At 69.5% G+C, this 17,114-nt stretch carries 15 protein-coding genes; 6 read left to right on the forward strand and 9 right to left on the reverse strand.

Annotation, left to right across the window (positions count from 1 at the left end; genetic code table 11):
- The first annotated feature begins 23 nt into the window (after positions 1-23).
- The 3 genes from I8E28_RS03755 to I8E28_RS03765 are packed head-to-tail and all read left to right on the forward strand — an operon-like array spanning position 24 to position 2,442.
- Positions 24-827, forward strand: coding sequence for an MlaE family ABC transporter permease (locus tag I8E28_RS03755; RefSeq protein ID WP_200786497.1), 804 nt, complete (start codon positions 24-26; stop codon positions 825-827).
- Positions 827-1,804: an MlaD family protein gene (locus tag I8E28_RS03760; protein ID WP_200786498.1), complete on the forward strand. Its 978-nt coding sequence runs from the start codon at positions 827-829 to the stop codon at positions 1,802-1,804. The genes I8E28_RS03755 and I8E28_RS03760 overlap by 1 nt, the downstream gene beginning before the upstream one ends.
- Complete coding sequence (locus tag I8E28_RS03765) at positions 1,801-2,442, forward strand: hypothetical protein (RefSeq protein ID WP_200786499.1); 642 nt, start codon at positions 1,801-1,803, stop codon at positions 2,440-2,442. The genes I8E28_RS03760 and I8E28_RS03765 overlap by 4 nt, the downstream gene beginning before the upstream one ends.
- Here the strand turns inward: I8E28_RS03765 and I8E28_RS03770 are convergent.
- From I8E28_RS03770 to I8E28_RS03810, 9 genes are all read right to left on the reverse strand, one after another.
- Positions 2,439-3,032: an alpha-ketoglutarate-dependent dioxygenase AlkB gene (locus tag I8E28_RS03770; protein ID WP_200786500.1), complete on the reverse strand. Its 594-nt coding sequence runs from the start codon at positions 3,030-3,032 to the stop codon at positions 2,439-2,441. The two genes, I8E28_RS03765 and I8E28_RS03770, sit on opposite strands and share 4 nt — an antisense overlap.
- Positions 3,033-3,161: 129 nt before the next feature.
- Positions 3,162-3,689, reverse strand: coding sequence for a histone H1-like DNA-binding protein (locus tag I8E28_RS03775; protein WP_200786501.1), 528 nt, complete (start codon positions 3,687-3,689; stop codon positions 3,162-3,164).
- A gap of 192 nt (positions 3,690-3,881) precedes the next feature.
- Entirely contained in the window at positions 3,882-5,093 is a 1,212-nt protein-coding gene (locus tag I8E28_RS03780; RefSeq protein WP_200786502.1) for a ribonucleotide-diphosphate reductase subunit beta, read from the reverse strand.
- 144 nt (positions 5,094-5,237) lie between these two features.
- On the reverse strand, positions 5,238-8,165 hold the full coding sequence (locus I8E28_RS03785; protein WP_200786503.1) for a ribonucleoside-diphosphate reductase subunit alpha: 2,928 nt from the start codon (positions 8,163-8,165) through the stop codon (positions 5,238-5,240).
- A 399-nt stretch (positions 8,166-8,564) separates the two neighbouring features.
- Positions 8,565-9,143 carry a 1,6-anhydro-N-acetylmuramyl-L-alanine amidase AmpD gene (gene ampD, locus I8E28_RS03790; RefSeq protein WP_200786504.1) on the reverse strand — a complete coding sequence of 193 codons (579 nt, stop codon included), beginning with the start codon at positions 9,141-9,143 and terminating at the stop codon, positions 8,565-8,567.
- The gene (locus tag I8E28_RS03795; protein ID WP_200786505.1) at positions 9,124-10,614 is read right to left on the reverse strand and encodes a sigma 54-interacting transcriptional regulator; all 1,491 of its coding nucleotides are present in this window, start codon (positions 10,612-10,614) and stop codon (positions 9,124-9,126) included. Before I8E28_RS03795 ends, ampD begins: the two co-directional genes overlap by 20 nt.
- A complete protein-coding gene (locus I8E28_RS03800; RefSeq protein ID WP_338050816.1) occupies positions 10,611-12,302 on the reverse strand; it encodes a sensor histidine kinase in 1,692 nt (563 codons plus the stop codon). The genes I8E28_RS03795 and I8E28_RS03800 overlap by 4 nt, the downstream gene beginning before the upstream one ends.
- Before the next feature lie 2 nt (positions 12,303-12,304).
- The gene (locus I8E28_RS03805) at positions 12,305-12,547 is read right to left on the reverse strand and encodes a PP0621 family protein (protein ID WP_200786507.1); all 243 of its coding nucleotides are present in this window, start codon (positions 12,545-12,547) and stop codon (positions 12,305-12,307) included.
- A 1-nt stretch (position 12,548) separates the two neighbouring features.
- Positions 12,549-13,340: a cytochrome C assembly family protein gene (locus I8E28_RS03810; RefSeq protein WP_200786508.1), complete on the reverse strand. Its 792-nt coding sequence runs from the start codon at positions 13,338-13,340 to the stop codon at positions 12,549-12,551.
- Positions 13,341-13,419: 79 nt separating this feature from the next.
- Here I8E28_RS03810 and ffh point away from each other — a divergent pair, with 79 nt between their 5' ends.
- The 3 genes from ffh (at position 13,420) to I8E28_RS03825 (ending at position 17,101) form a co-directional block, all read left to right on the forward strand.
- Positions 13,420-14,790 (forward strand): signal recognition particle protein, encoded by a 1,371-nt coding sequence (gene ffh / locus I8E28_RS03815; RefSeq protein ID WP_200786509.1) that lies wholly within the window; start codon positions 13,420-13,422, stop codon positions 14,788-14,790.
- 141 nt (positions 14,791-14,931) lie between these two features.
- Positions 14,932-16,125 (forward strand): M20 aminoacylase family protein, encoded by a 1,194-nt coding sequence (locus I8E28_RS03820; RefSeq protein WP_200786510.1) that lies wholly within the window; start codon positions 14,932-14,934, stop codon positions 16,123-16,125.
- 13 nt (positions 16,126-16,138) lie between these two features.
- A complete protein-coding gene (locus tag I8E28_RS03825; protein WP_200786511.1) occupies positions 16,139-17,101 on the forward strand; it encodes a Bug family tripartite tricarboxylate transporter substrate binding protein in 963 nt (320 codons plus the stop codon).
- The last annotated feature ends 13 nt before the right edge of the window (positions 17,102-17,114 follow it).

Raw genomic sequence — 17,114 nt, forward strand, 5'->3', positions numbered from 1 at the left:
GCCGCGCCGCTATCATGCGCCGCATGTCGACGGCACCGCTCCGCCAGCCGCCCCCGCAAGCCGGCCTCCTGCTCTTGCAGTGGTGCCGGCAGGCGTGGAGCCGGCTGCAGTTCGGTTTCATCGTCGCGGTGCTCGCGCTCACGCCTTCGAGCTGGGGGCACCGGTCCATGCGCGCCGCGCTCGCGCGCCATGCCTGGCTGGACACGGCGCCGATCCTTCCCGGCTTCACCCTGCTGGCGGCGCTGCTGACGCTGGTCATCACCCGCATCGTGGTCGTCACCGCCCAGAGCTACGGCCTGTCGCAGTACGCCCTGGAAATGGTCGTTCGTGTGCTCGTGCTGGAGCTGATCCCGCTGACGGCCGCACTGTTCGTCGCGCTGCGCTGCACGATCCCGAACGGCGCCGCGCTGGCGGAGATGCGGCTGCGGGGCCACTTCCGCGCGATGGAGGCGCAGGGGCGCGATCCGGTCGTCGAGGAGGTGCTGCCGCGGGTGCTGGCGGGCGTGTTCGCCACCATCACGCTGGCGGCGCTCAGCTGCATTGTCGCGACGACGCTCGCGTATCTCGCGGTGTATGGCGCGCGGCTGGCCGGGCTGCCCGCGTACACGCGCATGTTCGGCCACGTGTTCACGCCGTCCGTGTCGCTGATCTTCGTGCTGAAGACGCTGCTGTTCAGTGCCGCCGTCGCCTTCATCCCGATGGTGTCGGGCATGCAGCAAACGGGCCCGCACGCGTCGCGCGAGCACGCGGCGCTGCAGGGCCTGGTGCGCATGTTCGCGGTGCTGCTGTTGCTGGAGGGCCTGTCACTGGTGGGCAATTACTACTGATGGAGCGCGAAACGCCCCTGCAGGATTCGGAACCCGGTGGCGCAGCCCCGGTGCGCAACCTCGCGCTCAAGGCGCGGCTGCTGCTCGCCTTCACCGTCGTGCTGATCGGCGCGTCGGTGCTGTACCTGCTGTACGCGAGAGGCGCCTTCGAGGCCACGCAGCGCCTGGTGCTGACCACCGACAACGCCGAGGGCGTGTACGTCGGCATGGACCTGACCTTCTCCGGCTTCCCGATCGGGCGCGTGCGCCAGCTGGAGCTGGACCCGAAGGGCGACGCCCGGCTGCTGATCGACGTCGCGAGCAAGGATGCGCACTGGCTGCGCACCAGCAGCGTGTTCACGCTCGAGCGCGGCCTGGTCGGCGCGCCGGCCCTGCGTGCGTTCACCGGCATGCTGACCGATCCGCTGCTGGCCGACGGCGCCGAGCGCCAGGTATTGCGCGGCGACGCCAGCGCCGAGATCCCGCGCGTCGTCACGGCTGCACGGGAGATGCTGGAGAACATCACGCAGATCACGGCGCAGGACGCGGCGCTGCGCAACAGCCTGGCCAACGTGCAGGCGGTGACGGACAGGCTGAAGGGCCCGCAAGGTGTGCTGGGCGTGCTGCTGGGCAACGACCAGGACGCCAAGCGCCTGCTCGCGACCCTCGACCGCACCAATGCGCTGCTGGCGCGCCTGGAATCGGTGGCCTCGCACGCCGACACCCAGGTGTTCGGCCCCGACGGCCTGGTGCGCGATGCGCGCGGCACCGTCAACCAGCTCAATGGCCTGCTGGCCGACACGCGCGGCAGCCTGAAGAAGCTGGACGCGGTGCTCGTCGAGGCGCAGGGCGTCGGCTCCAACGTCAAGACGGCGACCGAGGACCTGGGCGCGCTGCGCGGCGAGGTCGAGGCCAACCTGCGCAAGATCGACGCGCTGATCAACGAGATCAACCGCAAGTGGCCGTTCGCGCGCGACACCGAGGTGAAGGTGCCATGAGGGCCTGGGTGGCGGCGTTCGCCGTGCTGCTGGCGGGCTGCGGCAACAAGCCCGTCGCGCCCGACTGGCAGGTCGAGGCGCACGGCGCGCTCGAGCGCTACGAGCAGGCGTACCTCGCGGGTGCTTCGCGCGCTGCGGACGCGGAATTCAGGCGCGCGCGCGATGCGCTGGCCGCCACCGGCCAGCCGACGCTGGTCGCGCGGGCGGAACTCACGCGCTGCGCGCTGCAGGTCGCCACGCTCGCGTTCGAGCCGTGCACGGGGTTCGAGCCGCTGCAGGCCGACGCCGCGGCGCCCGAGCGCGCGTACGCCGCCTACCTGGCCGGGCAGCAGGCGCCGGCCGACCAACTGCCCGCGCACCATCGTGCGGTGGCCGCGCGCGGCGATGCTGCGGCCGTCGCCGAGATCGCCGATCCGCTCGCGCGGCTGGTGGCGGCCGGTGTCGTCATGCGCAGCGGCCGTGGCACGCCGCAGTTGCTGCAGGTGGCGGCGGACACTGCGTCGGCGCAGGGCTGGCGACGGGCGCTGCTCGCGTGGCTCGGCGCGCAGCTGAAGCTGGCCGAGCAGGCGGGCGACACGGAGGGAGCGTTGCGCCTGCGCCGCCGCATCGCGCTCGCTTCCGACGGCGCCACGCGCTAGCGCCGGCGCGAGGGCGTGCGCAGCGTGATCGAGTAACGCAAGGCCTTGGTCGGCGACACGCTGTGCTGCCAGGCCCAGCGCGCGGGGCCGCGCAGCAGGTAGATCGAGCGCGGCACCACCACCAGCTTCATCACCTCGGCGCGCGATGCGGGTTGGCGTGGCGGATACGGGCGGAACCGCATCACCGCGTCCGCGAGCAGCGAGATGCCCACCACGTCCTCGAAATCCGGCACGTCGCGGTGCCAGCCGAGCGGCGTGCCGGGCCGGTACTCCGCGACCAGCGCCTGCGTGAAATCGTCCGCCGACAGCCCGGCCCAGCGTGCGGCCCTTTCACGCAAGGGGCGCAGCCAGCCGGGCAACGGCGGTGCGTCGTGCAGCCGTTGCGCGCTGAAGTCGTACTGCCCGCCGTAGCTCACGACGCGGCGCAGCGCCGTGAAGCCCTGGTACTGCATGGGCGCGAGCGGCAGCGCCTCGATCTCGCGCAGCAGCGCCTGCTCTTCGCCCGGGTCCAGGAAGCCTTCCTCGTAGCGCATGCCCTCGGGCAGCGCGGGAGGCGGCGCGCCGAATAGGTCGGGCTGCAGGGTGGGCATGCCGGCAGTGTGGACGCACCGGTGTGGCGCGCGTGCAGGACGGCGCCGGAATGAAAAACGCCGGGCGAACCCGGCGTTTGAACTTCAACCGCCACCGGAGCGGGCGCGAACGCCCGTCCGGTGCGCTCCTCAGGGCTTGGAAGCCGTGGGGAAGGGCCAGGCGGCCTGCGGGTTCAGCGTGGTCTGCGCAGCCGGAGCGGCCGCGGCAGCGGGCGCTGCAGCCGGCTTGGCAGCAGGCGCTTTCGCGGCCTTTTTCGCAGGCGCTTTCTTCGCAGCCTTCTTCGCAGGCGCTTTCGCGGCCTTCTTCGCAGGGGCCTTTCGCGCAGCCTTCTTTTTCGCAGGCGCCTTCTTGGCAGCCTTCTTGGCGGTGGTCTTCTTCGCGGCGCGCTTGGCGGTGGTCTTCTTGGCCGTCGCCTTCTTCGCGGTGGTCTTCTTCGCCGCCGTCTTCTTCGCCGTGGTCTTCTTGGCAGCGGCCTTGCGGGCCGGTGCCTTCTTCGCCGCGACCTTGCGCGCCGGGGCCTTCTTGGCCGCCGCCTTCTTGGCCGGAGCCTTCTTGGCGGTGGTCTTGCGGGCCGTGGCCTTCTTCGCCGGCGCCTTCTTGGCGGCCGACTTGCGCGCGGTGGATTTCTTCGCGGCGGCTTTCTTCGCAGTTGCCATTTCCATTCTCCTGTTCAAGTTGACATCAACATCAACGAAAGAAGCACTGGCAGCCTTGTTGGTGGCTGGCCAGCGATCCATGGGGTTGGGCCTGGGCCCAGCGCCATGAACACCGTGACCCGCACGGCGCCGGCTCTTGTGGCCGGTCGCCGGTGCGGGCGAATCTCAAAAAACCAAACTACGCAGTTGCCTTCAATCCCAGGAAAGCGCGCCACCCGACTGGTACTCGATCACGCGGGTTTCGAAGAAGTTGCGCTCTTTCTTCAGGTCGATCATTTCACTCATCCAGGGGAAGGGGTTCTCCTCGTTGGGGAACAGCGCTTCCAGGCCGATCTGCGTGGCGCGCCGGTTGGCGATGTAGCGCAGGTAGCCCTTGAACATGGATGCATTGAGGCCCAGCACGCCACGCGGCATGGTGTCCTCGGCATAGCGGTATTCGAGTTCGACGGCCTTCTGGAACAGGCCCTTGATCTCGGCCTTGAAGTCGGCCGTCCACAGGTGCGGGTTCTCCAGCTTCAGCTGGTTGATCAGGTCGATGCCGAAGTTGCAGTGCATCGACTCGTCCCGCAGGATGTACTGGTACTGCTCGGCAGCACCCGTCATCTTGTTCTGCCGGCCCAGCGCCAGGATCTGCGTGAAGCCGACGTAGAAGAACAGGCCTTCCATCAGGCAGGCGAAGACGATCAGCGACTTGAGCAGCGTCTGGTCGGCTTCCGGCGTGCCGGTGTGGAAGTCGGGGTCCATGATCGCCTCGATGAAGGGGATCAGGAACTGGTCCTTGTCGCGGATGGACTGGACCTCGTTGTACGCGTTGAAGATCTCGGACTCGTCCAGGCCGAGCGATTCCACGATGTACTGGTACGCGTGGGTGTGGATCGCTTCCTCGAACGCCTGGCGCAGCAGGAACTGGCGGCACTCGGGCGCCGTGATGTGGCGGTAGGTGCCCAGTACGATGTTGTTGGCGGCCAGCGAGTCGGCGGTGACGAAGAAGCCGAGGTTGCGCTTGATGATGCGGCGCTCGTCCTCGGTCAGGCCGTTGGGGTCCTTCCACAACGCGATGTCGCGCGTCATGTTCACTTCCTGCGGCATCCAGTGGTTGGCGCAGGTGGCGAGGTACTTCTCCCAGGCCCACTTGTACTTGAACGGCACCAGCTGGTTGACGTCCGTCTGGCCGTTGATGATGCGCTTGTCGGCCGCGTTGACGCGGCGCGCGCTGGTCACGGCACGCGCGGGTTGCGGCGGCACGGTGGCGCCGTCGTCGAGCGTGCGGATCGGGGCGATGGAGGAGGCGGCGGGCTGCAGCGCAGGCTGCGGGGATGAAAGGGGCGCCTCGCGGTTCCAGGGTGAACCGCTGTTCGCGGGAGTCGGCGGTGTGGGCTTGACTTCGTCGTCCCAGGTCAGCATGTGTCTTCCAGTGCTCGGATTATCGCGAGCCGTGATGTGCGTTGCAAAGTGTCCGTTCACATCACGGCGCGATTGTGTTGTTCATTCGCATCGGCGTCCTGTCGGAGAACGCCGACACGTACTTCGTTCAATCCTGCGTCGTGATCACTGGCAGGCCTCGCAGCCGGGATCGTCGATCGCGCAGAACTTGATGTCGGTGGCCGGCGTCGCGTCCATCTGCGCCTGCGCGGCGGCCGCCGCCGCTTCGAGCGCGGAGGCACCACCGGCCGGTGCCGCGGAGAGGCCACCACCGGCGCCGTTGGACACCGCGTTGAGGCGGCCCGACTGCACCGTCGACTTCTCGGCGTGCGTGGCGCTGATCGTGCGCAGGTAGTACGTGGTCTTCAGGCCGCGCAGCCACGCGAGCTTGTAGGTGTCGTCCAGCTTCTTGCCCGATGCGCCGGCCATGTAGATGTTCAGCGACTGCGCCTGGTCGATCCACTTCTGGCGGCGCGCGGCGGCTTCCACCAGCCACACCGGCTCGACCTCGAACGCCGTCGCGTACAGCGCCTTGACGTCCTGCGGCACGCGGTCGATCGGGCGCAGCGAACCGTCGAAGTGCTTCAGGTCCATGACCATCACGTCGTCCCACAGGCCCAGGCGCTTGAGGTCGCGCACCAGGTAGTGGTTGATGACGGTGAACTCGCCGGACAGGTTGGACTTGACCGACAGGTTGCCGAAGCACGGCTCGATGGACGCGTCGACGCCGATGATGTTGGAGATGGTGGCCGTCGGCGCGATGGCGATGCAGTTGCTGTTGCGCATGCCGTCGGCCGCGATCTTCTTGCGCAGCGCGTCCCAGTCCAGCGTGGCCGAGCGGTCCACCTCGACGTAGCCGCCGCGGGCGCCTGCCAGCAGGTCCAGCGTGTCGGGCGGCAGGATGCCCTTGTCCCACAGCGAGCCCCTGTAGCTGGAATAGCGGCCGCGTTCCCGGGCCAGCTCGGTCGATGCCCAGTAGGCGTGGTAGCAGACCGCTTCCATCGACTTGTCGGCGAAGTCCACGGCGTCCTGCGACGCGTACGGGATGCGCAGTTCGTACAGCGCGTCCTGGAAGCCCATGATCCCCAGGCCGACCGGGCGGTGGCGCAGGTTGGAATCACGCGCCTTCTTGACCGCGTAGTAGTTGATGTCGATCACGTTGTCCAGCATGCGCATGGCGACCTGCACCGTGCGCTTGAGCTTGTCGTGGTCGATGGCGCCGTCCTTCAGGTGCTGCACCATGTTGACCGAGCCGAGGTTGCAGACCGCGGTCTCGGTGTCGCTGGTGTTCAGCGTGATCTCGGTGCACAGGTTGGACGAGTGCACCACGCCGACGTGCTGCTGCGGCGAGCGCACGTTGCAGGCGTCCTTGAACGTGATCCAGGGATGGCCGGTCTCGAACAGCATCGAGAGCATCTTGCGCCACATGTCGGTGGCCGCCACGGTCTTGCTCGGCTTGATCTCGCCGCGCCTGGCCTTCTCCTCGTAGGCGACGTAGGCCTTCTCGAACTCGGCACCGAACTTGTCGTGCAGGTCGGGCACGTTGGAGGGGGAGAACAGGGTCCACTCGCCCTTTTCCATCACGCGGCGCATGAACAGGTCCGGGATCCAGTTGGCCGTGTTCATGTCGTGCGTGCGGCGGCGGTCGTCGCCGGTGTTCTTGCGCAGCTCGAGGAATTCCTCGATGTCCAGGTGCCAGGACTCCAGGTACGTGCAGACCGCGCCCTTGCGCTTGCCGCCCTGGTTGACCGCCACGGCGGTGTCGTTGACGACCTTCAGGAACGGCACGACGCCCTGCGATTCCCCATTGGTGCCCTTGATGTGCGAGCCCAGCGCGCGCACGCGGGTCCAGTCGTTGCCCAGGCCGCCGGCGAATTTGGACAGCAGCGCGTTTTCCTTGATCGACTCGTAGATGCCGTCCAGGTCGTCCGGCACGGTCGTCAGGTAGCACGAGGACAGCTGGCTGCGCAGCGTGCCGCTGTTGAACAGCGTCGGCGTGGACGACATGAAGTCGAACGAGGACAGCACCTCGTAGAACTCGATGGCGCGCGCCTCGCGGTCGATCTCGTTGAGCGACAGGCCCATGGCCACGCGCATGAAGAACGCCTGCGGCAGCTCGATGCGGGTCTTGCGCACGTGCAGGAAGTAGCGGTCGTACAGCGTCTGCAGGCCGAGGTAGTCGAACTTCAGGTCGCGCTCGGGCTTGAGCGCGGCGCCCAGGCGGCGCAGGTCGAACTGCAGCAGGTCGGGGTTGAGCAGCTCGGCGTCGACGCCCTTCTTGATGAAGCCGGGGAAGTAGTCGGCGTAGGCCTGGGCCGCGGCGGCGGGCGAGACGTCCTGGCCGAGCACTTCCTTGAAGATCGTGTGCAGCAGCAGGCGCGCGGTGGCGTAGGTGTAGTCGGGGTCCTTCTCGATCAGCGTGCGCGCGGCCAGGATGGAGGCCTTGTAGACCTCGTCGATCGGCACGCCGTCGTACAGGTTGCGCATCGTCTCGGCGACGATCGGGTCCGGCTTGACGTCGGCCGACAGGCCGGCGCAGGCGTTCTCGATCAGCCCCTGCAACTGGCCCATGTCCATCGGGATGCGCTGGCCGCCGTCGGTGACGTGCAGCACGGGGGCTTCGACCACGGCGGGCGTGCCCTGCTTGGCGCGCTCCTGCGAGCGGCGCTCGCGGTACAGCACGTAGGCGCGGGCGACGTCGTGCTGGCCGCTGCGCATCAGGCCGAGTTCGACGGCGTCCTGCACGTCCTCGATGTGGAACGTGCCGCCGCCCGGGCGCGAACGCACCAGCGCGCGCACGACGGACTGCGTGAGGGCCTCGACGGTCTCGCGCACGCTGGCCGACGCGGCGCCCTGCGTGCCGTGCACGGCCAGGAACGCCTTCATCATCGCGATCGCGATCTTGTCCGGCGCGAACGGCACCACCGAGCCGTTGCGGCGAATGATCTGGTACTGGGTCAGCGGCAGCTGCGTGCCCTGCACGGAGCCCGTCGCGGCGGACGGGGCGGCCATCGTGGCGGCGGTCGTGCTGGTGATGCTCTGGGCAGTTTGCATGGAGGTCCTTCTTGCGGGGTGTTGTCTCTCGGGAGGGCGGAAGTGTACTGGCTTCCCGTCGTCGAACCACTATAGGTAGCGTCCGCGATCGGTGCAAGCACTAGATGTAGTGGTCAACCGGTGGGCTGACGGTGCACAAGGTGTGGACATCCGGTGGGTGGATGGCCGCGCGTGGCGCATGCGACACGCATTCGGTCACGCGTGCTCAGTGCTGCGCGTGGTTGAGCTGCGTGGCGTGCGGGCGCGGTGCGCCTTCGATCGTGTCGTTCGTCGGATGGACCTTCGCACGTGCAGCCATGCATTACTCCTCGTTCGTGTGCAGCCCACTATAGCTAGCGTCGGAGCCGGCCACAAGCCACTAGATGTAGTGGTCGCGCTCGGGCAACAACGGCCGTGCGATTAGGGAAAAACCGAGGTGTCCCAGGCGAGGCTTGCACGCAGGCGCGGCCAGTCGAAGCCCGCGCCGGGGTCCTGCTTGCGCCCCGGCGCCACGTGTTCGTGGCCCGCGACGTGGCGGATCGCGTAGCGCTGCGCCAGCGCCGCGCACAAATCCGTCACGGCTTCGTATTGCGCGTCCTCGAACGCGCCGCCCTCGAGGCCCTCGAGCTCGATGCCGACGGAAAAGTCGTTGCAGTTGTCGCGCCCGCGCCAATGCGATGCGCCTGCGTGCCAGGCGCGGTCGTCGCAGCTGACGAACTGCCACAGCTCGCCGCCGCGGCGCACGTAGAAATGCGACGACACCTGCATGCCCTCGATGGTGCGGAAGTAGGGGTGCGCGCCCCAGTCCAGCGTGTTGGTGAACAGGCGCTGCACCTCGTCGCCGCCGTACTGCCCGGGCGGCAGGCTGATCGAATGCAGCAGCACGAGGTCGACGACGGCGTCCGCCGGACGGGGACCGAAGTTCGGCGAGTCGAGCCGGCGCGCGAAGCGGTACCAGCCGCCGGACCAGAGCGCGTCGTCAGGCGGCGCCGTTGTCATTGGCTTCCTCGCCGCCGGGCGCGGCGATGCCCAGGCGCGCGATGCGGTAGCGGATCTGCCGCAGGCTCAGGCCCAGGCGCTGCGCGGCGGCGGTACGGTTGAAGCCGGTCTCCTGCAGCGCGCGCACGAGGATCTCGCGCTCCTGCTGGTCCAGGTAGGCCTGCAGGTCGGACGGCATGTCGCCCGCCGCCGGCGCTGGCGCCGGCGCGATGGGGGCTGCCGTCGCGGCGGGTGCCGCGGAAGGAGGAACCGGCGATTCCGGGCTGGCCGACAGCGCGGCGTCGATCTGCAGCACCTGGCCGTCGGACAGCGCGGCGGCGCGGTGCAGCAGGTTCTCCAGTTCGCGCACGTTGCCCGGCAGCGGCTGCTGCGCCAGTTCGTCCAGCACGGCCGGAGACAGCACCGGCACCGGCATGCCCGAGTCCTGCGCGATGCGTCCCAGCAGCGCTTCGCACAGCGCCGGCAGGTCCTCGCGGCGCTCGCGTAGCGGCGGCATCACGAGCTCGATCACGTTGAGCCGGTAATAGAGGTCCTGGCGGAAGCGGCCCGACGCGACGTCGGCGGCCAGGTCGCGGTGCGTGGCGCTGACGATGCGCACGTCGACCGCGTCTTCCTGCGTCGAGCCGATGGCGCGCACCTGCCGCTCCTGGATGGCGCGCAGCAGCTTCGATTGCATCGGCAGCGGCAGGTCGCCGATCTCGTCGAGGAACAGCGTGCCGCCCTGGGCGGCCTGGAAATACCCTTCGCGATCGGCGGTGGCGCCGGTGTACGACCCCTTGCGGGCGCCGAAGAACTCGGCTTCCAGCAGCGATTCGGGGATGGCGCCGCAGTTCACCGTCACGAAGGGGCCCTCGCCGCGGTGGCTGCACGCATGCAGCGCGCGCGCCGCCAGTTCCTTGCCGGTGCCCGATTCGCCGCGCACCAGCACCGGCGCCATGCTGCGCGCGACCTTCGAAATGCGGTCCTTGACCTGCAGCATAGGCGCGGACTGGCCCACCATCCGGTCGAGCGCCGATTGCGCGGCACCCGAGGGCCGCTCCTTCATGGCGGCGCCATTGGGGCGCGGCGCGCGGGGCGTGCCGTTGTTGCGCTCCAGGATCGCCGAAGCGACCACGTTGCGGAACTGGCGCAGGTCGACCGGCTTGGTGAGGTAGTCGAAGGCGCCGGCCTTCAGCGCCTCGACCGCGTTCTCCGCCGAGCCGTACGCGGTCATCACGATGCAGCGCTCGGGCCGCTGCTGCGCCTGCATGCGCTGCAGCAGTTCCAGGCCCATGCCGTCCGGCAGGCGCATGTCGGTGATCACGACGTCGAACGGCCGGTCCTGCAGTTGCTGCCAGCCGTCCTCCAGCGTCGCGGCGGCGTCGACGCGGTAGCCCTCGCGCAACAAGGTCAGTTCGTACAGGGTGCGCAGGTCGGGCTCGTCGTCGACGACGAGCACCTGCGGCGCGGAAGGGGCGGAGGGCTGGCTCACGCGCCGATTGTGGCAAAGGGGGCCGCGGGGGCAAGGCGCGGTGGCGTGCGAAACGCCACGAAGAACGCATTGCCGTTGCCGCCGCCGCTGGAAGGCGCCGGCCCGCGCCGGTAGCCGATGCTGGCACCGTGCCGCTCGCACAGTTCGCGGCAGATGTACAGGCCCAGGCCGCTGGAGCGGCTCTGGGAGGAGAAGAACGGTTCGAACAGGTGCCGTTCCACCGTGGGGTCCAGCGCGTCGCCGTCGCTCCACACCGTCAGCGTCGGGCACTCGCCGCCTTCGGTGACGACCTGGATAGCGCCGGGCTGCTCCGACGCGTAGCGCAGCGCGTTGTCCAGCAGGTTCACGAGCACGCGCCGCAGGTGGTCGGCCTCGAAGACGGCGGCCGCGCCGCGGGCCTCGAACACGAGCTGCACCCGGTCGTCGCAGCGGTGCTGCCGGATCCAGTCGTCCGCGGTGGACCACACCTCGGCGTCCAGGTCGAGCGCGGGCGAGGCGGCGCCGTTCGCCTGGTGCGGCACGCGCGCGACGTCCAGGATCTCCTCGACGATGCGGCCGAGCCGCTGCGCGTTCTGCCGCACGAGGGCACTGAGCTGGCGGTGGCCGGGCTCGCGGAGGTCCTCTTCCAGCAGCTCGTTGGCCTGCGTGATCGCAGCCAGCGGATTGCGGATCTCGTGCGCGACCGCCGTGGACATGCGGCCCATCGCGGCCAGCCGCTCGGTGCGCAGCCGCGCCTCGAGCTGGCGCAGGTCCTGCAGGAACATCACGCACAGCGCGTCGCCGTCGATGCCGGACAGCCGCGTGCGGGCCTGCACCTGCCGCACGACGCCGCCACCCAGGTCGATCGCGACGTCGGCGCCCTGCGTCGCGCGGGTCTCGAACGTGCGGCGCGCCAGGTCCACCAGCGGCTTCCAGCCCGGTTCGGCCAGCAGCCATGCCAGGCCGCCGCCGGGCGCGAACAGCCCCGGCCCAAGCAACTCCTGCGCCGCCGGGTTGGCCGCGTGCACTTGCGCGCTGGCGTCGACCACCAGCACGCCGTCGCCCAGCGTGTCCATGACCAGCTGGTTGACCTGCGCCTGCATGTGCGCGGCCTTGCGCCCGGCGCGCGCGGCCTCTTCCTCCCGCGACAGCCGCAGCGCGAGCTGGTGGGCGAGGAAGGCGAGCACGAAGAACCCGATCCCCGTCAGGCCGGCCTGCAGGAACCGCTGCGCGAGTTCGGACGGCGTCTGCAGCGAGAGCACCCAGGCGTCCGCCAGCAGCAGCAGTGCCGCCGCCGCGGCCGTTCCCAGCGCAAGCAGCGTGGAGCCGAGCACCGCCGCCATCAGCACGGGGACCGCGAACAGCGGCGCGAAATACATGTTGCCGGCCTGCAGCAGCTGCAGCGCGGAGAACACGACGATGTCGATGCCGATGCTGGACACCCATTGCGGGTCGAACGTGCGTCCCGGCTCAACCGGGCGCAGCAGCAGCCGCGCGGCGATGGCGGCCAGCGCGTACGTGACGCACATGCCCAGCACCCAGGTGGAGATCGTCCACGGGCCGTTCATGGCCCGCAGCCCCACCAGCAGGCCGACCAGCACGAGGCCGATGACGACGCGGGCGGTCGCGAAGCCGAACCACAGGCGGGTGAACGCGGACTCCTCGCCCGCCGTGAGCGGCGCGCCGGGGGCTTGCAGCGCGCGGGCCACCGTCAATTGCCGCCGATCCGGCGGTGGTCGGGGCCGCAGTACAGGCGGCCGCTGGCGCCGGCCAGCGCCTCGTCGCGCGGCAGGTGCAGGCCGCACACCGGGCAGCTGACCATGTCCTGCGGCAGCGCGGGCTGGCGCGGCGCCTTGGGTGGCGCGGGCGCGTGCTCCGCGCGCTCGCGCTCGCGCGAACTTCGCCAGACGGCGTAGGCGACCACGAGGACCAGGACGAGCAACAGGAACTTCATGTCAGGCGGGGCGGTGCAGCAGCACTTCGAGCACGAAGCGCGATCCGACGTAGGCGAGCAACAGGAACAACGAGCCGGTGTAGAGGACCTGCACCGCGCGGCGGCCGCGCCAGCCGAAGCGCGCGCGGCCGAGCAGCAGGACCGCGAACGCGGCCCAGGCGAGCACCGAGAACACCGTCTTGTGGTCCCAGCGCCAGGCGCCCAGCGATTCGCGGAAGACGATGCCGGCCAGCAGCGTGGCCGACAGGACGACGAAGCCGGCGGACGCGAAACGGAAGGTCAGGCGCTCGAGCGTCAGCAGCGGAATGCCGGTGCGCGGGTCGGCACCGAGCCGGATCGCGTGCTCCGCGCGGCGCATGAGCCAGGCGTGGACCGCCGCGGCGGCGAACAGCCCGTACGACGCGACACCGAGCGCCAGGTGCAAAGGCAGCAGCGGTGAAGCGGAGACGTGCAGCGGCGTGCCCGGGTACGTCCACGCGAGCAGGACCGTCAGCGCGCCGAGGCCGGACAGCGCCCAGCGCGCCGGCAACTGCGGGAACATCTCCCGCTCGATCGCATACACGGTGAGCACGAGCCACGCGGTGATCGACAGGGCGGGCGCGAACCCGAAGCGCGGCGCGTCGCCCAGCAGGGCCCAGCCCAGCGCCAGCGCGTGCAGCAACCAGGCCAGCAGCAGCACCCAGCGCGCATCGCGCTGGCCCAGCCGATGGGCGCCGGCCGCGAGCAGCCCGTACGCGCCGGCCGCGGCCAGCGACAGGACCGCGCCGACGGTGGACCCACTGGCTAGAATCATGGATCCGCAGTGTAGTGCCTGCACTGCATCCGCTCTTCCGTGACGGGCATGCCGACGCCCGTCCTTGCGACCCCCTCCCATGGCCTCCGCCCTCTCCGACAAACTCTCCCGCCTGGTCAAGGAAATGCGCGGCCAGGCGCGCATCACCGACGCCAACGTGCAGGACATGCTGCGCGAGGTGCGCATGGCGCTGCTCGAGGCCGACGTCGCGCTGCCGGTCGTGCGCGACTTCGTCGCCCGCGTGAAGGACAAGGCGCTCGGCCAGGAAGTGATCGGTTCGCTCAACCCGGGCCAGGCGCTGGTGGGCATCGTCCACCGCGAGCTCGTCACGACGATGGGCGAGGGCATCTCGGACATCAACCTGGCGACCCAGCCGCCCGCGATCATCCTCATGGCCGGCCTGCAGGGCGCGGGCAAGACGACCACCACGGCCAAGCTGGCCAAGCACCTGATCGAGAAGCGCAAGAAGAAGGTGCTGACGGTGTCCGGCGACGTCTACCGTCCCGCCGCCATCGAGCAGCTGAAGACGGTGACGAAGCAGGCCGGCGCCGAGTGGTTCCCGAGCTCGCCCGACCAGAAGCCGCTGGACATCGCCAACGCGGCCGTCGACTACGCGCGCAAGCAGTACTTCGACGTCCTGCTGGTCGACACCGCCGGCCGCCTCGCGATCGACGAGGCGATGATGAAGGAGATCCGCGAACTGCACGCAGCGCTCAAGCCGGTGGAGACGCTGTTCGTCGTCGACGCGATGCAGGGCCAGGACGCAGTCAACACCGCCAAGGCCTTCAAGGACGCGCTGCCGCTGACCGGCATCGTGCTGACCAAGCTGGACGGGGACTCGCGCGGCGGCGCCGCGTTGTCGGTGCGGCAAATCACCGGGGCGCCGATCAAGTTCGCGGGCGTGTCCGAAAAGATCGACGGCCTGGAGGTGTTCGACGCCGAGCGGCACGCGGGGCGCATCCTCGGCATGGGCGACATCGTCGCCCTGGTCGAGCAGGTCACCGCCAACGTCGACGTCGCGGCCGCGCAGAAGCTCGCGGCCAAGGTCAAGAGCGGCGAGGGCTTCGACCTCAACGACTTCCTCGACCAGATCCGCCAGATGAAGCAGATGGGCGGCCTGTCGGCGCTGATGGACAAGATGCCCAGCCAGGTGCAGGCCAAGGCGGGCGCTGTCGACATGGACAAGGCCGAGAAGGACATCCGCCGCAAAGAAGGGATCATCTGCAGCATGACGCTGCAGGAGCGCCGCAAGCCCGAGATCATCAAGGCCACCCGCAAGCGCCGCATCGCCGCCGGCGCCGGCGTGCAGGTGCAGGAAGTCAACCGCCTGCTCAACGAGTTCGAGCAGATGCAGGGAATGATGAAGAAGATGAAGGGCGGCGGCCTGATGAAGCTGATGAAGCGGATGGGCGGCGGCAAGGGCGGGATGCCGCCGAAACTCCCTTTCTGATCCCTTCGGGATCAGGCGGTCGCGCCGGCATCACGAACCCCCTCACCCCAGCCCTCTCCCCCGAGGGGGAGAGGGAGCGGATCGTTGAGGTTTGTCCATCGCGACGATTGATGGACATCGGTTGCCGTATCCTCGGCCGCCATGAATCTCGTCGACTCCTTCGCGGACATTTCGCGCTTCGTCCAGCTGCGCCGCGACATCCACCGCCATCCTGAACTCGGCTTCGAGGAGCACCGCACCTCCAGGCTCGTCGCCGACCTCCTGCGGGAGTGGGGCCTCGAAGTGCACACCGGCATCGCCGGCACCGGCGTCGTGGGCGTCCTGCGCTGCGGCGAGGGCAAGCGCACGATCGGGCTGCGCGCCGACCTCGACGCCCTGCCGCTGCAGGAAGAGAACCAGTTCCCGCATCGCTCCACGCATGACGGCCGCATGCATGCCTGCGGGCACGACGGCCACACGACCATGCTGCTGGCCGCGGCGTGGCACCTGTCGCGCAGCAAGGACTTCAACGGCACGGTGAACTTCATCTTCCAGCCGGCGGAGGAGATGGGCAAGGCGGGCGCGCTGAAGATGATCGAGGACGGCCTGTTCGAGCGCTTCCCCTGCGAGGCCGTCTTCGCGCTGCACAACTTCGTCACCGGCCAGGTCGGCGACTTCGCGCTGAACCACGGCGCGCTCATGGCGTCGAGCAACACCTGGCGCGCCACGCTGCACGGCCGCGGCACGCACGCCTCGCTGCCGCACACCGGCATCGACCCGGTCGGCGCGGTGATCGACCTGGCGCAGCAACTGCAGTCCCTACTGCCGCGCGTGGTGCCATCGACCGAACGCGCCTTGCTCGCCGTCACGCAGCTGCAGGGCTCCGATGCGCCCAACGTGATCCCCGACCTGGCCTGGGTCGGCGGCACGGTGCGCACCTTCTCGGTCGAAGCGACCGATGCGATCGAAACGGGCCTGCGCCGGCTGGCCGATGGCATCGCGGCGGCGCACGGCTGCCGCGCCGAGGTGACCTTCCGCCGTGCGTCGCCGCCGGTGGTGAACCATGAGAAGGAAGCGCGGTTCGCCGCCGACGTGATGCGCGAGGTGGTGGGCGCCGACCGGGTGCAGGACGACTTCCCCGCGGTCATGGGCGCCGAGGACTTCGCCCACATGCTGCGCGCGCGGCCGGGTTGCTACGCGTTCATCGGCAACGGCGACGGCGGCCACCGCCTGCCGGACCACGGGCCCGGTCCTTGCATCATCCACAACACGTCGTTCGACTTCAACGACGAGATCATCCCCGTCGGCGCCAGCTATTTCGTGCGGCTCGCACAGCGCTGGCTCGCGCAACCCTGAGGAGAGTCCCCGCATGTCCTTCCGCCGCAATGCCCTTCGCGTCCTGCTCGCGCTCAGCGTGGGCGCCGTGGTGCTGCCCGCTTCGGCGCAGCGCGTCATCCGCATCGTCGTGCCCTACGGCCCCGGCGCCGTGCAGGACACGGTCGCGCGCACCTTCAACGCCGAGCTCGGCCAGGCGCTCGGCGCCTCGGTCATCGTCGAGAACCGGCCTGGCGCCGGCGGCACCGTGGGCACCTCGCAGGTGGCCAAGTCGACCGACAACAACACGCTGGTGCTGGCGGCGGCGAGCCACACGCTCGCCGGCCACCTGTACAGCAAGCTGGACTACGACCCGATCAGGAACTTCACCGGCATCGCCAACATCGGCAACTCCGGCTACGTGATCGCCGCGCCGGGCAACCTGGGCGTCAACACGCTCGCCGACTACGTCAAGCTGGTCAAGTCGCAGCCGGGCAAGCTCAATTACGCGTCGGCCGGCAACGGCAGCGCCACGCACCTGGGCATGGCGTACTTCCTCGCCAAGGCGGGGCTGCAGATGCAGCACGTGCCGATGAAGTCGACCGGCGACGCGGTGAACGAGGTGCTCGCGGGCCGCGTGCAGGGCGTGACGTCGTCGCTGGTGGGCGTCACCGGTTTCAAGAACGACCCGCGCATGAAGATCCTGGCCTACACCGGCACGCAGCGGTCCAAGTTCATGCCCGACCTGCCCACCGTCGCCGAGTCCGGCGTGGCCGGCTACAAGTTCGACTCGTGGATCGGCGTGCTCGCACCGTCGACCATGCCGAAGGCCGAAGCCGACAAGCTGAACGCCGCGATGAACAAGGTGCTGCAGGACCCGGCGGTGCAGCAGCGCCTGGCCAACCTGGGCGTGGAAGTCGCCGGCAACCAGTCGGTCGACCAGTTCAACAAGCTGCTGAAGGACGACTTCGAGCAGGCCGGCGCGCTGGTGAAGGCGTCGGGCGCGCGCATCGAGTGATGCGCGCGCGCCG

This window comes from Ramlibacter algicola (assembly GCF_016641735.1).
Lineage (GTDB): Bacteria > Pseudomonadota > Gammaproteobacteria > Burkholderiales > Burkholderiaceae_C > Ramlibacter > Ramlibacter algicola.

What these genes read in the sequence shown, in the direction of transcription:
- I8E28_RS03785 (WP_200786503.1), bottom strand. Translation starts at nt 8,165, where the DNA reads ATGCAAACTGCCCAGAGCATCACCAGCACGACCGCCGCCACGATGGCC.
- I8E28_RS03780 (WP_200786502.1), bottom strand. Translation starts at nt 5,093, where the DNA reads ATGCTGACCTGGGACGACGAAGTCAAGCCCACACCGCCGACTCCCGCG.
- I8E28_RS03810 (WP_200786508.1), bottom strand. Translation starts at nt 13,340, where the DNA reads ATGATTCTAGCCAGTGGGTCCACCGTCGGCGCGGTCCTGTCGCTGGCC.
- ffh (WP_200786509.1), top strand. Translation starts at nt 13,420, where the DNA reads ATGGCCTCCGCCCTCTCCGACAAACTCTCCCGCCTGGTCAAGGAAATG.
- I8E28_RS03825 (WP_200786511.1), top strand. Translation starts at nt 16,139, where the DNA reads ATGTCCTTCCGCCGCAATGCCCTTCGCGTCCTGCTCGCGCTCAGCGTG.
- I8E28_RS03820 (WP_200786510.1), top strand. Translation starts at nt 14,932, where the DNA reads ATGAATCTCGTCGACTCCTTCGCGGACATTTCGCGCTTCGTCCAGCTG.
- I8E28_RS03760 (WP_200786498.1), top strand. Translation starts at nt 827, where the DNA reads ATGGAGCGCGAAACGCCCCTGCAGGATTCGGAACCCGGTGGCGCAGCC.
- I8E28_RS03765 (WP_200786499.1), top strand. Translation starts at nt 1,801, where the DNA reads ATGAGGGCCTGGGTGGCGGCGTTCGCCGTGCTGCTGGCGGGCTGCGGC.
- ampD (WP_200786504.1), bottom strand. Translation starts at nt 9,143, where the DNA reads ATGACAACGGCGCCGCCTGACGACGCGCTCTGGTCCGGCGGCTGGTAC.
- I8E28_RS03775 (WP_200786501.1), bottom strand. Translation starts at nt 3,689, where the DNA reads ATGGCAACTGCGAAGAAAGCCGCCGCGAAGAAATCCACCGCGCGCAAG.
- I8E28_RS03755 (WP_200786497.1), top strand. Translation starts at nt 24, where the DNA reads ATGTCGACGGCACCGCTCCGCCAGCCGCCCCCGCAAGCCGGCCTCCTG.
- I8E28_RS03805 (WP_200786507.1), bottom strand. Translation starts at nt 12,547, where the DNA reads ATGAAGTTCCTGTTGCTCGTCCTGGTCCTCGTGGTCGCCTACGCCGTC.
- I8E28_RS03770 (WP_200786500.1), bottom strand. Translation starts at nt 3,032, where the DNA reads ATGCCCACCCTGCAGCCCGACCTATTCGGCGCGCCGCCTCCCGCGCTG.